The following is a 12,493-nucleotide window of genomic DNA, read 5'->3' as shown; positions in this document are numbered from 1 at the left end:
ACGGTAGGCGCCTCCCTATACTGCGCCGCCATTGCCTCGGTGGCGGAATCGGTAGACGCGGCGGATTCAAAATCCGTTTCTGGCGACAGAGTGAGAGTTCGAGTCTCTCCCGAGGCACCACCACATTGTTTCAGGACTTCCCAAGAAATCCCGAAACCCACGAAGAACCGGCCCTCTGGCCGGTTTTTTGTTGCCTGCGATTCCCAACCAAACCCTTGTAAGCCCATCGATTTGGGGGCATATATGGGGGAATCTGAGTTCGGTCAAGGACGATTCCCCCAGAATGAGCGCAACCCTAGACGACTCGGGCTTCTCAGCCCTGCAGCCCAAAGACCGTCCCTACAAGGTAAGTGCCGGCGCCAGCCTCTTCCTGGAGGTGAATCCCCACGGTTCGAAACTGTGGCGACTCAAATACCTAGTGAGAGGGACTGAGAAAGGGTTGGCGCTCGGCACCTATCCAACGATGTAGTGGTCAACCCATCCCGGACAGTGGGTTGAGTTTTTCTTCGGCCACCGCAGGCGGTAGCCCGTCGTTGAATTGATGCGGCCTGATCCAGTTGTAGCGGTGCATCAGGTAATGACTGATGTCCCGTTGGGCCTCCCGCGCCATCAGGTAATCCGTTGACGGGACCCGATCCGACTTCAGACTGCGGAACAGGCGCTCCATCGGCGAGTTATCCCAGCAATGCCCCGGCGGCTCATGCTCTGCTGCATCCGATAGAGCCAGAGCCGTTGCCGAAACAGGCGGCTGGCGTACTGGCTGCCCTGGTCTGAATGGAACAGCACCTGCTGTGGCTTGCCGCGCTGTTCGTAGGCCATGTCCAGGGCCTTGATCACCAGCTCGGCATCCGGCTTGGCCGAGAACACCCAGCCGATCACCCGCCGGGTATGCAGATCCAGCACCGCGGCCAGGTAGTGTCAACGGCCTTGCGCCCAGACGTAGGTGATGTCGCCACACCACACCTGATTGGGATGCTCGGTCGCGAATTCGCGGTTCAGCCGATTCGGGATATCCGGCCGCTCAACCGTGGCCTGTTTGCAGGCATGCGAGTCCGGTTGCTTGCTGACCAAGCCCAGCTCACGCATCGACCGACGCACCCGGAAACAACCGATGGTCACGCCCTCTTCGCGCAGCATGCCCAGGATGCTGCGGCTGCCGGCCGAGCCCCGACTCTGGCTGAACAACTGGTTGACCTGGCTGCGTAGCGCCACGCGGCGCGCATCGACCCGACGACGTCGAAGACGGTGGACGTAGTAGCAAGACCGCGCCACATCGAAAGCTGAACAGACCACCTCCACCGACTCCTGCTTACTCAACTGGTCTATCAGCGCGTACGATCGAGTTCGTCCGACATCAAGAGAGCGGTAGCCTTTTTTAGGATCGCTTTCTCCCGCTCCAGCCGGTTGATCCGAGCCTCCAGCTCCTGGATCTTCTGCTGTTCGGGGGTGAGCGCCTTGCTCTTCGGGGTCACGCCATCGCGCTCCTGCTGGAGCTGTTTCACCCAACGGCGCAAGGCCGAATCCACCACCCCCAGCGAACGGCAGGCGTCGATATGGCTGTAGCCATGGTCCAACACCAGTGCCGCGGCCTCTCGTTTGAACTCGGCGGAAAACGTACGTCGTTGCTTGCTCATCAGACACCTCTTTCACGGCGAGGATTCTCGCCTAAATCGGTGTCCGGGATCAGTAGACCACTACAACCGCCCCTCATCGATACAGCAGTCAGCCCGAAGCTATTTCACCCAGATATCCTCTATTGACCGCCCTAGACACGAAAGACCCTACAAGCTAACGTCCAAATTCCTACAGCAATACTCGTGAATCTCTCCTCATGGACGTCTTGAAGCATCTGCAGACGGAGCTAGCCAAGTTCGCCTCCGAACGTGACTGGAACCAATTCCACACCCCCAAGAATCTCGCTATGGCGCTATCTGGCGAAGCGGGCGAGTTACTTGAACGCTTCCAATGGCTGACCCCAGAGCAAAGCGAGCGGGTAGCTTTGTCGAGTGAAGCCTTGGAAGGCATCGAAGAAGAGATGGCCGATGTATTGCTTTACCTAATTCGGCTAGCTGATCGCCTCAATATAAACTTGGCAACTGCCGCCCAAACTAAGCTTAAAAGGAACGCGGAGAAGTACCCCATCGACCAAGCCAAGGGAAACGCAGTCAAGTACTCGAGGAGAAGCAAATGACTGCCCGAGTAGTCTACCAACCCTGCTCGGACGATACTGCACGCAAGAATCTACAGACCACCATTCTCAACCCAGTGCAGCTCAGTGAAGTCGAAGACTTGCTAGAGCCTGAGTTGCGAGCTGAGCTGCATTCCGCATACCCCGACGGCAAGCTTTTCATCTGGGGACTTGCATCACCTAGAACAAGAAATGCCTGGCTTACCATGGAGCCAGGTGACACCGTCATCTTCAACACTAAAGCAGTCGTCACAGTCAGTGCCTGCTTTACTCATCGTACGCATAATCGCGATCTTGCCTTGAAGCTATGGGGTTGGGCAGATGCCTCATCTGGCATCACATGGGAAAACATCTACTTCGTAACTGATGTACGCCACCACGCAATTCGCTTCAAATCCATACAAGCGCATATCGGCAGCCAACATGACCGCTCCTTCTATCGATACAACGAGGAGCAGAGCGCAGCGATCCTTGAAGGTTTTGCAGAGCTTGACCACGACTACGGCGACAACGACGTCACCTTGGAGGATGCCCGTTATGACATCCAAAACCAACCTACTGACGGAGTCGCGAACCGTGCCACTCGATTAGAACATAAGTACATCGTACGGCACTTATTCCAAAACAAACTCACCAGTACCTGTTGCATTTGCCTTAAGGAATACCCTCGGCATTTGCTGGTAGCGGCACATATCAAGAGGCGGTCTGCTTGTAGCTCAGACGAGAAGCTCGACATCGAAAATATTGCAGCCCCCATGTGCCGGCTTGGTTGTGATCCATTGTTCGAGCATGGCTACATTTCTGTGAGAAACGGAGAAGTCGTCATGCATCCTTCTCGCGAAATGACCGAGGCTACAGCTAGCTATGTCAATAGCGTGCTGGGCAAGCAAGTGTCGGTATGGAACAAAAAGAACAGAAAGTACTTTGACTGGCATCTCAATGCTCATGGGTTTGAACCTGCAGAGCTGGCAAACATAAATTGACGGCGTGACACTGCTGATCAAAGGAGCACAGTCAGGCGCTCATGGCAACTATGATTGCTCTAACGCCTTCAAAAAGGCCTCGCAGGAGAAAAGTCGGAGTGCAATTTCTTTTGGGGCATTATTGGGGGCATCAAAAAGAGCGCAAGGAAACACAGTTCTAAAGAATCAGCATCTTCGGCCATAAGTTCGGTTCCCTCCCGAGCACCATCCTGACTTCCCAAGCGTTTCCAGGGGGAGCACAGGACAGCAGAGAAACCGGCCTTCGCGCCGGTTTTTTGTTGTCTGCGATCTGATCCGGCCTGCAAATAAAAAAAGGCAGCGCTGGAGTCGAGACGCTGCCTTTACCCGAACTGCTGTCTTCCCAGCTCGGCGAAAAAAATCTACCACAGCCGAAGCAAAAAAATAGCCCCGCGGATGCGAGGCATTTTGTCGTGCCAGAGGCGATGCAGGGCTTGCACCTGCTCGACCTGCGGGCCTTTTGTCTCATCCGTAACGAAGAAGCTGAGAGGCTGCCCCTCGCCGAGGGACTGGTAGCCGCTAGCCTCGATCTGCCGGAAGTGCGACGACGGAAGCGTCCTGCCCCTCCTGCACAGTCAGGCTGGAAAGCAAACTCTCCAGCGGCATCGGCCGGCCGATCAGGTAGCCCTGCAGGTAATCCACCCCGCGGGCGGCCAGGTAGTCACGCTGCTCGGGAGTCTCCACGCCTTCGGCGACGATATCCAGGTCGAGCTTGGCGGACAGCTCGACGATGCTGTCGAGAATATGCCCGGAAAGAGTATCGATGCCGATGCGGGCGACGAAGCTCTGGTCGATCTTCAGGCAGTCCACCTGGAACTTGCGCAGGTAGGCCAGGCTGGAATGTCCGGTGCCGAAATCGTCGATGGCGATCTTCACTCCCAGGGCATGCAATTCGTCGAACAGGCGGTCGGTGACTTCGCTCGACTCGATCAGCTCGCGCTCGGTCAGCTCCAGGACCAGGGTGATGTGCCCGGGCGGAAACGCCGCCAACAGCTCGCGACAGTCGTCCACCAAGGCCAGATCGTGGCAATGGGTGGCGCTGATGTTGAAACCGATGTGGAAGCCCGGCTCCAGCTTCCCGGCATGCCCGCCGAGGTCTTCCGCGACCTGGCGCATCAGCGCGCGCGTCATCGGTACGATCAGTCCCGAGCGCTCGGCGAAAGGTATGAACAGGTCGGGCCGGATCAGTCCCTCGCGCGGATGACGCCAGCGCATGAGCACCTCGACGCCTATCCAGCGTCCACCCTGGCCGGGACTCAGCGGCTGGTAGTAGGGAATGAACTCGTTGGCCTCCAGGGCCCGGCGCAGTTCGCTGCTGGGCGAGGCGACCCGCCTGGATAGCCAGTAGCACAGAGTGCCGGCCAGCAGTCCGAAGAACAGTAGCAGGCCGAACATCGCCGGGTTCTGCGAGCGGATCGATCGCCATTCCTCGCCCTCGGGGAAGCCCGACAGCACCCGCAACGGATAACGCTGCGAAGCGAGCGATACGGCGGCGACCTCATAGGTGGGCGGCGCGTCGCGGTGAGTGCGGCCCTCGGCATCCAGCCAATTGGGACCGACCACCAGCACCTGGCGGCTGCGTCGGTCAACGAGGTCCAGTACGTAGCTCAAGTAGCGCCCGTCGATCGCCGCCAATACCCCGCGCTTGCCGTCGAAGTCCCGCAGGACCAGCAGCGCGGCGTCCGGCGTGACCTGGTTGCCGGGCATCAGCAGGAGGCGTCCGTCGACATAGTTCTCGATCCGCACCGGCTCGTCGAAGCCGCCGAACAACGACGTGCAATAGATCGTATTGTCGCGCGTCAAATTGACCGAGCGCACGAACGGCATGATCGCCACTTGCTCGCGCAGCGCCAGCTCGGCCTCGGGACAAGGACGCCCCGCCACCGGCATGACCTTACGCGCCGCCAACGCAGCGTTGTCGAGCATCCGTTCGAACTGCCGCACCGCATTCCCGGCTGCCTGCTCGGACGTCTCCTGGAGGCTTCGCTCGGCCTGCCAGTAGAGGATGAGCAGCCCCAGGACGATCGGCATCACCCCGACCAGCACGGACAACGACAGCCGGAGCGCCTTTCTCCTAGCTCGCTTCACCGGAATCGGCATAGAAAAGACTCGTAATGATTGGGGTCTGCGCAAAGACTAGAACAGCCGGGGAAAAGCGTTGCCCGGGTGGGCGGCGCAAGCTGCGGATGGACGTATAATCCCCGGCTTTGCCCCGCACGGAACACGCCGATGCCGAAACACATGCTTTCTCCCCAGGGCGACTATGCCCCTGCCGGTCTGATCCGCCGCCTGGCGGCGATGTTCTATGACTTCCTGCTCTGCGTGGCGCTGATGATGGTGGTCACCCTGGTCTACCAGCAAGGCATCCTTCGACTGATCTACGGCAGCGACCATCTGCGCGAACTGGCCGACCGCGGCGCGCTGATCGGCGACCCGCTGCTCTCGACCTTGCTGGTGTTCGCCCTGTTCGGCTTCTTCGCCAAATTCTGGACCCACAACGGCCAGACCCTGGGCATGCAGGTCTGGGGACTGCGCGTGCAGAACCGCGACGGCAGCGCCATCAGCCTGCTCCAGGCGCTGCTGCGCTTCATGATCGCCATCGCCTCCTGGCTGTGCCTCGGCCTCGGCTTCCTCTGGATGCTCTGGGACAAGGACAAGCGTACGTGGCACGACCGCTATTCGGAGAGCCAGGTGGTCAGGCTGCCGAAGAACACTCACAAGAAGTGAGCGAAACAGGTCCGCAGAACGCGCTGTTTTGGCCTTTGTCGCGCCGGCGGCCAGGCTCCAGCCCGACGCGACAAGGAAGCACAAAGGCCACCCGTGGGTGGCCTTTTTTCATACCCGGCCTGCCGGGCCTGTCAGCCCGCCCGGCGTAGCAGCCAGACACCCGCCAGTGCGCAGATCGAGGCGGGGATCACCACCGCCAGCAGCGGCGGGAAGTCGAACACCAGGCTGGAGGGTCCGAGCAGGTCCTGGGCGATGCGGAAGACGAAGCCCACCAGCACGCCGGTGAAGATCCGCTGGCCCAGGGTCACCGAGCGCAACGGACCGAAGATGAAGGAAATCGCCATCAGCACCAGCGCGGCGGTCACCAGCGGTTGCAGGACCTTGGTCCAGAACGCCAGCCAGTAGCGGTTGTTGTTCAGGCCCTGGTCGGCGAGATAGTGGATGTACTGCCAGAGACCGCTGATAGACAGCGCCTCGGGCTCCATCACCACAGTGTTCAGCAGTTGCGGGCTGAGCTGGGCATCCCAGCGTTCGGTCGGTAGCTTGATCACCTCGGAACGCTTTTCCCTCGGATGCAGCAAGGTGGTGGTGACCTCTTCCAGTTGCCAGTGATCGGTCTCGAAGCGCGCGCGCTTGGCGAAACTGGCCGATTCCAGGCCACGCTGCTCGTCGAAGCGGTAGCGGGTCACGCCGTACAGCACGCCATTGGGCTGCACCGCGTTGATGTGGATGTACTCGCGCCCCTGGCGATGCCACAGACCGCGCTTGGAGCTTTGCGAATCGCCGCCGCCCTGGGCCAGGGCGCGGCCGCTCTGGGCGATGTTCTCGGTCCAGGGCGCGACGTACTCGCCAACCAGGATGCCGGCCAGCATCAGCACCAGCATCGGTTTCATCACCGCCCAGACGATCCGCGACAGGGATACCCCGGCCGCGCGCATGATGGTCAGTTCGCTGTTGCTGGCCAGGGTGCCGAGGCCGACCAGGCAGCCGATCAGCGCCGCCATCGGCAGCATGTCGTAGGCACGCCGTGGCGCGGTGAGGAAGATGAAGCGCAGGGCGTCGCCGATGCCGTAGCTGGCGCTGATGTCGTTGAGTTCGTCGATGAAGGCGAACAGCAGCGCCAGGCCAAGGATCACCCCGAGCACCGCGAGGATCGCGACGAAGACGGTGACACCGATGTAACGATCGAGCTTAACCATGCGCCACCTCGCGACCGGCACGGGAGGACGCCAGCTTCAGGCGCAAGGGTTCCCAATAGAACAGAAGAAGACCGATCGCCAGGAATAGTCCGTGGACCCACCACAGGCCGATGGCCATGGGGATCTTGCCTTTGTCCAGTTGGCCACGGACAGCGATCAGCAGGGCCAGGTAGCCCATATAAAGGAGGATCGCCGGCAGCAGCTTGAGGAAACGCCCCTGGCGTGGGTTGACCCGCGACAGCGGCACCGCCAGCAGGGTCACCACGAACACCAGCAGCGGTGTCGACAGGCGCCACTGCAATTCGGCCTGGTAGCGTGGGTTGTCGCTGCCGAACAGGTCGGCGGTGGGCACCGCGTCACGCTCGCTCACCTCGCTGCTGGCCTCGGGCTTGGGCAGCATCACGCCATAGGTGTCGTACTGGATCGCCCGGTAGTTGGCCTGCCCGGGATTGCCGTCGTAGCGGTAGCCGTTGTGCAGGATCAGGTAACGGCTGCCATCCGCCTGGATGTTCTGGGTGCCCTTCTCCGCCACCAGGATGGAGATGCCGCGTTCCTGGTTGCTGCTGTTGAGGTCCTTCTGCGAAATGAAGATGCCGGCCAGTTCACCGCGATCCTTCGACAGTTCCTCGGTATAGGTCACCCGGGTACCGTCGCGCATTGCCTGGAAACGGCCCGGGACCAGGGTGTCGAACTCGGTCAGGGTATCCTGCTTGTTCAACAGCAGGGCGAACTGGTTGATGCCCTGGGGCGCCAGGAACAGGCTCAGCCAGGCCACCAGGATCGCCACCAGCAGCGCCGGCGCCATGGTATAGCCGAGCAGGCGCTTCTGGCTCATGCCGGTCGCCGAGAGCACAGTCATCTCGCTTTCCAGATAGAGTCGCCCGTAGGCCAGCAGGATGCCGAGGAACAGGCCAAGCGGCAGGATCAGCTGCAGGAAGCCGGGAATCCGGAACGCCATGATCAGGAACAGCGAACCGGGGTCGAGCAACCCTTGCGCCGCTTGCGCCAGGTACTTGATGAAACGGCCACTCATGATGATCACCAGCAGCACGGCGCTGACGGCGCTCATGGTGACCAGCACTTCACGGGACAAATAACGGAAAACGATCAATCCGGACACTCCTGGGTTGCCAGGCTCTGACGGGGCCCGTCGGCCCCGTCATCACGCGTTTCCGGCCATGGCGGCATGGCGCGGAGAAAATAGCCGGCATTATCCTGCGATTCGGCGGGCCTGTCACTGCGCAGGCCGAACCAAGAGCCCGATAGACCGTCGAGGCGAACGCTCGTTCAGCGCTCGCCGATTTATTCGACGACTGTCGCTGGCTGCTCGCCGCCCTCTCCGAGATGACGGACGAACCAGTCTGCCGCAGCCTGGCTGGTGGCGTCGAAATGCTCGATGTACGGCGTGAAATGGCCGCCGGCGAGCATCAGCAGCCGCTTGGGCGGCAATGCCCGCTGGTAGGCCTCCAGGCAAAGGTCCGTGGGCGTGAGCAGGTCCCGGTCGGCGACGATCATCAGCAGCGGCGTGGGGCTGATCCGCGCCATGTGAATGCCTGGCTCGTTCTCCCGCGCCAGCTCGGCGCTACGCAGGGTCACCCGGTTGCACCAGTTCGGCGCCAGCGCCGCGCTGTCGGTGAAGAACCGGTGGGCGTCCGCGCCGGCCATCGCGCAAGGCTCGTCGGGGCCCGCGGCGACCGCCGGCAACAGCGCCGGCGGCAAGTCCTCGAAGCGCCGCTGGCGGTCCGCGTCGAAGCTTGCCAGCAATGCCGGCAACTGCTCGGCGCGGGTCCGGCGCAACGCCGAGGCGTGGCCGCTGACGGTCGGCACCTGCGCCACCACGCATTTCACCCGCCGATCCAGTGCGGCCACTTCCAGCACATGTCCGCCGCTGTAGCTGGTTCCCCAGATGCCGATGCGCCTCGCGTCGACCCGTGCCTGGGCGCCCAACCAGGTGATCGCGTCGCGATAGCCGCGACGCTGCATCACCGGATCGATTTCCTGGCGCGGCTCGCCGTCGCTGTCGCCGAAGTTCGGATGATCGTAGAGGAGCACGACGAAGCCGGCGGCGGCGAATACCTCGGCGTAACGGTCCAGGTACTGCTCCTTCACCCCGGAAAAACCGTGCGTCATGACGATCGCCGGCCGCTCGGCACGCGCCTCCGGCAAATACAGCCAGCCGCGCAGGGCGACACCCTCGGAGCGGAATTCCACGTTCAGTCGTTGCATGCTTGCCTCCCGGGGCAGTCGTCTGGAAACGGGCCCAGCATAGGAATCCTGCCGCGTCGGCGCCGTCCGCCAACGGACGAAGGCTACGCCGAATCGGACAAGGCGAAGTAGCGGCTCGGCGTGCTCCCGGTCAGGCGTCGGAACATGGCACTGAATGCGCTGGGCGTCTGGTAGCCGAGATCCACGGCGATCCGCGCCACCGCTTCGCCAGCCGCCAGGCGTGGCAGGGCGGCGGCCAGGCGCACCTGGTGGCGCCAATGGACGAAGGTCACTCCCAGTTCGGAGAGAAACAGCCGTGCCAGGGTCCGCGAGGACGCCCCCACGCAGCGCGCCCACTCCTCCAGCCCGCGAGGGTCGGCCGGGTTCTCCAGCAGCGCCTGGCAGATTCTTCCCAGGCGTCGGTCTGCGGGGTCGGGCAAGGCCAGGGGCTGTTCCCGCGACCACTCCAGTTCGTCCAGCAGCACCGCCATCAACCGCCCCTCCCGGCCGCGCTCGTCGTACAACAACGGCAGGCCGGCGGCGCGCACGATCAACTCGCGCAACAATGGGCTGACCATCACTCCGCGCGGCACCCGGGGGAATTCCGGCGGGCAGGACTGCGGCCGGACATAGACAGTGTGCAAGCGGACCTCGCCGCGCGCCAGCATCGCGTGCGCCATCCCCGCCGGCATCCATACCGCGCGCTGCGGCGGGACCAGCCATAGCGTGCGACCGACATGCAGTTCGATCACGCCCGACAGGGCATGGATCAACTGCGCCCGCTCGTGCCGGTGCTCGGCGACCACGAACCCCGCCGGGAAGGTCTTGGCCATGACCCCGAGCGGCCGGCCGACTCGCTGGTAATCGCGCGGATCGGTACTCCGGGCGGGATCCGCGACTGGTTTGCTGGCGGGCACGGTGCGACTCCTGCGGAACGAAACGTTCATTATAGGGACGCGGCATGGCCGCGGGTTCCCATGCGTACACAGTCGTGCCAGACACGCCGCAGTTGTGCGACCATGTGCGGCAACGGCCGGGAGGCACCGCCAACCCGGCTCCGGCGCTGTAGAACCTCGGTTGCCATCCTCGGCATGGAACGACCCCCGCCGCAACGACTAAGCTGTCGCTGCCTGCGTCACCGCCCCGGCGGCGACCGTCAGTCCTCGGGACGAATCGTGCTCGGAACAATCGCTTACCGCTAACGGATGCCGCCCCTTGCGCCATCCCGACTGTCTGTATTGGGGACCTCTTCCATGGAATTCCTTGTTAAAAGCGTACGCCCGGAAACCCTGAAAACCGCCACCCTGGTGCTCGCCGTAGGCGAAGGCCGCAAGCTCGGCGCCAGCGCCAAGGCGGTCGACGACGCCACCGGCGGCGCCATCAGCGCAGTGCTCAAGCGTGGCGACCTGGCCGGCAAGGTCGGCCAGACCCTGCTCCTGCAGAGCCTGCCCAATCTCAAGGCCGAGCGCGTGCTGCTGGTCGGCGCCGGCAAGGAGCGCGAACTGGGCGACCGCCAGTACCGCAAGCTGGCCTCCGCCGTGCTGTCGACCCTCAAGGGCCTGGCCGGCGCCGATGCCGTGCTGGCCCTCGGCGATCTCGCGGTGAAAGGCCGCGATGCCCACGCGAAGGCGCGTCTGCTGGTGGAAACCCTGGCCGATGGCCTGTACGTGTTCGATCGCTACAAGAGCCAGAAAGCCGAGCCGCTGAAACTGAAGAAGCTGACCCTGCTCGCCGACAAGGCCGACAGCGCCGCCGTCGAGCAAGGCAGCAAGGAAGCTCAGGCCATCGCCAATGGCATGGCCCTGACCCGCGATCTCGGCAACCTTCCGCCGAACGTCTGCCATCCGACGTTCCTCGGCGAGCAGGCCAAGGGCCTGGCCAAGGAGTTCAAGGGCCTGAAGGTCGAGGTCCTCGACGAGAAGAAACTGCGCGAGCTGGGCATGGGCTCGTTCCTCGCCGTCGCCCAGGGCAGCGACCAGCCGCCGCGGCTGATCGTCCTGCAATACAACGGCGCGAAGAAGGACCAGGCCCCGCACGTGCTGGTCGGCAAGGGCATCACCTTCGACACCGGCGGCATCAGCCTCAAGCCGGGCCTGGGCATGGACGAGATGAAGTTCGACATGTGCGGCGCCGCCAGCGTCTTCGGCACCTTCCGCGCGGTGCTCGAACTGCAGTTGCCGATCAACCTGGTCGGCCTGCTGGCCTGCGCCGAGAACATGCCCAGCGGCGGAGCCACCCGTCCGGGCGACATCGTCACCACCATGAGCGGGCAGACCGTCGAGATCCTCAACACCGACGCCGAAGGGCGCCTGGTGCTGTGCGATGCACTGACCTACGCCGAGCGCTTCAAGCCTCAGTCGGTGATCGACATCGCCACCCTCACCGGCGCCTGCATCGTCGCCCTGGGCAGCAACACCTCGGGCCTTATGGGCAACAACGAAGCGCTGGTCAGGCAACTGCTCAAGGCCGGCGAGTTCGCCGACGACCGCGCCTGGCAATTGCCGCTGTTCGACGAATACCAGGAACAGCTGGACAGCCCGTTCGCCGACATCGCCAACATCGGCGGGCCGAAGGCCGGCACCATCACCGCCGGCTGCTTCCTCTCGCGCTTCGCCAAGAAATACCACTGGGCGCACCTGGACATCGCCGGCACCGCCTGGATCAGCGGCGGCAAGGACAAAGGCGCCACCGGCCGCCCGGTTCCGTTGTTGACCCAGTACCTGCTGGAACGGGCCAAGTGACCCGGGTCGATTTCTACGTGATCCCCAGCGCCGATCCGTCGGCGCGCCTGCAGGTCGCCTGCCGCCTGGCCGAGAAGGCCTGGCGGCAGGGCATGCAGGTCTACCTGCATTGCGCCGACGAGGCGCAGCGCAGCGAGTTGGACGGCCGCCTGTGGAGCTTCCGCGGCGAGGCCTTCATTCCTCACAGCCTGGCCGAGGAAGACGCCGAGGCGCCCGTCGCCCTGGGCCTGGGCGAGCCCCCGGGGAACCATCGCGACCTGCTGATCAACCTGACCCTCGAGGCCCCCGGCTTCGTCCCGAACTTTTCGCGGGTGGCCGAACTGGTGGTCGAGGAGCCGGCGATCCGCCAGGCGGCACGGGATAAATTCCGCTTCTACCGGGAGCAGGGCTATCCTCTACAGGACCATCGCCTGCCGCGTATCTGAAGTGCAC

The 12,493-nt window shown here is 63.1% G+C and carries 11 protein-coding genes, 1 tRNA gene and 1 pseudogene; 7 read left to right on the top strand and 6 right to left on the bottom strand.

The features are described from left to right. Positions 1-33 precede the first annotated feature (33 nt). Both FHW81_RS02280 and FHW81_RS02275 read left to right on the top strand, forming a co-directional pair. Positions 34-120, top strand: a tRNA-Leu gene (locus tag FHW81_RS02280). A 163-nt stretch (positions 121-283) separates the two neighbouring features. Further along, a complete protein-coding gene (locus FHW81_RS02275; RefSeq protein WP_023980159.1) occupies positions 284-469 on the top strand; it encodes an Arm DNA-binding domain-containing protein in 186 nt (61 codons plus the stop codon). Positions 470-472: 3 nt separating this feature from the next. On the opposite strand, the pseudogene FHW81_RS02270 reads toward FHW81_RS02275, so the two are convergent. Further along, positions 473-1,634 (bottom strand): annotated as a pseudogene (locus FHW81_RS02270) (IS3 family transposase). A gap of 197 nt (positions 1,635-1,831) precedes the next feature. Here FHW81_RS02270 and FHW81_RS02265 point away from each other — a divergent pair. Both FHW81_RS02265 and FHW81_RS02260 read left to right on the top strand, forming a co-directional pair. Then, positions 1,832-2,191 (top strand): nucleotide pyrophosphohydrolase, encoded by a 360-nt coding sequence (locus FHW81_RS02265; protein WP_016562225.1) that lies wholly within the window; start codon positions 1,832-1,834, stop codon positions 2,189-2,191. After that, positions 2,188-3,171: a hypothetical protein gene (locus FHW81_RS02260; protein WP_023091068.1), complete on the top strand. Its 984-nt coding sequence runs from the start codon at positions 2,188-2,190 to the stop codon at positions 3,169-3,171. The genes FHW81_RS02265 and FHW81_RS02260 overlap by 4 nt, the downstream gene beginning before the upstream one ends. Before the next feature lie 537 nt (positions 3,172-3,708). On the opposite strand, the gene FHW81_RS02255 is transcribed toward FHW81_RS02260, so the two are convergent. After that, on the bottom strand, positions 3,709-5,289 hold the full coding sequence (locus FHW81_RS02255) for an EAL domain-containing protein (RefSeq protein ID WP_023083321.1): 1,581 nt from the start codon (positions 5,287-5,289) through the stop codon (positions 3,709-3,711). A gap of 129 nt (positions 5,290-5,418) precedes the next feature. Between FHW81_RS02255 and FHW81_RS02250 the strand changes: the two genes are divergently transcribed. After that, positions 5,419-5,916 carry an RDD family protein gene (locus tag FHW81_RS02250; protein ID WP_003100603.1) on the top strand — a complete coding sequence of 166 codons (498 nt, stop codon included), beginning with the start codon at positions 5,419-5,421 and terminating at the stop codon, positions 5,914-5,916. A 131-nt stretch (positions 5,917-6,047) separates the two neighbouring features. On the opposite strand, the gene lptG is transcribed toward FHW81_RS02250, so the two are convergent. The 4 genes from lptG to FHW81_RS02230 form a co-directional block, all read right to left on the bottom strand. Further along, complete coding sequence (gene lptG / locus FHW81_RS02245) at positions 6,048-7,115, bottom strand: LPS export ABC transporter permease LptG (RefSeq protein WP_009876978.1); 1,068 nt, start codon at positions 7,113-7,115, stop codon at positions 6,048-6,050. Beyond that, complete coding sequence (lptF, locus tag FHW81_RS02240; protein WP_003092864.1) at positions 7,108-8,226, bottom strand: LPS export ABC transporter permease LptF; 1,119 nt, start codon at positions 8,224-8,226, stop codon at positions 7,108-7,110. Before lptF ends, lptG begins: the two co-directional genes overlap by 8 nt. A 191-nt stretch (positions 8,227-8,417) precedes the next feature. Beyond that, on the bottom strand, positions 8,418-9,341 hold the full coding sequence (locus tag FHW81_RS02235) for an alpha/beta hydrolase (RefSeq protein WP_003159398.1): 924 nt from the start codon (positions 9,339-9,341) through the stop codon (positions 8,418-8,420). 83 nt (positions 9,342-9,424) lie between these two features. Then, positions 9,425-10,237 carry an AraC family transcriptional regulator gene (locus FHW81_RS02230; protein WP_003119285.1) on the bottom strand — a complete coding sequence of 271 codons (813 nt, stop codon included), beginning with the start codon at positions 10,235-10,237 and terminating at the stop codon, positions 9,425-9,427. A gap of 336 nt (positions 10,238-10,573) precedes the next feature. On the opposite strand from FHW81_RS02230, the gene FHW81_RS02225 reads away from it, so the two are divergent. Together FHW81_RS02225 and holC are read left to right on the top strand one after the other, a co-directional pair. Then, positions 10,574-12,061 carry a leucyl aminopeptidase gene (locus FHW81_RS02225; protein WP_014602536.1) on the top strand — a complete coding sequence of 496 codons (1,488 nt, stop codon included), beginning with the start codon at positions 10,574-10,576 and terminating at the stop codon, positions 12,059-12,061. Further along, the gene (gene holC, locus FHW81_RS02220) at positions 12,058-12,486 is read left to right on the top strand and encodes a DNA polymerase III subunit chi (RefSeq protein ID WP_003100593.1); all 429 of its coding nucleotides are present in this window, start codon (positions 12,058-12,060) and stop codon (positions 12,484-12,486) included. Before FHW81_RS02225 ends, holC begins: the two co-directional genes overlap by 4 nt. The last annotated feature ends 7 nt before the right edge of the window (positions 12,487-12,493 follow it).

Origin of the sequence: Pseudomonas sp. RC10-4-2 (genome assembly GCF_050433085.1) — a bacterium.
GTDB classification, from domain to species: Bacteria; Pseudomonadota; Gammaproteobacteria; order Pseudomonadales; family Pseudomonadaceae; genus Pseudomonas; species Pseudomonas aeruginosa.
This window is presented reverse-complemented; position numbering and strand designations above follow the sequence as displayed.

Bases quoted from the DNA above. Each gene is read 5' to 3' on its own strand.
- FHW81_RS02275 (WP_023980159.1), top strand. From the start codon at position 284: ATGAGCGCAACCCTAGACGACTCGGGCTTCTCAGCCCTGCAGCCCAAA.
- FHW81_RS02265 (WP_016562225.1), top strand. From the start codon at position 1,832: ATGGACGTCTTGAAGCATCTGCAGACGGAGCTAGCCAAGTTCGCCTCC.
- FHW81_RS02260 (WP_023091068.1), top strand. From the start codon at position 2,188: ATGACTGCCCGAGTAGTCTACCAACCCTGCTCGGACGATACTGCACGC.
- FHW81_RS02255 (WP_023083321.1), bottom strand. From the start codon at position 5,289: ATGCCGATTCCGGTGAAGCGAGCTAGGAGAAAGGCGCTCCGGCTGTCG.
- FHW81_RS02250 (WP_003100603.1), top strand. From the start codon at position 5,419: ATGCCGAAACACATGCTTTCTCCCCAGGGCGACTATGCCCCTGCCGGT.
- lptG (WP_009876978.1), bottom strand. From the start codon at position 7,115: ATGGTTAAGCTCGATCGTTACATCGGTGTCACCGTCTTCGTCGCGATC.
- FHW81_RS02235 (WP_003159398.1), bottom strand. From the start codon at position 9,341: ATGCAACGACTGAACGTGGAATTCCGCTCCGAGGGTGTCGCCCTGCGC.
- FHW81_RS02225 (WP_014602536.1), top strand. From the start codon at position 10,574: ATGGAATTCCTTGTTAAAAGCGTACGCCCGGAAACCCTGAAAACCGCC.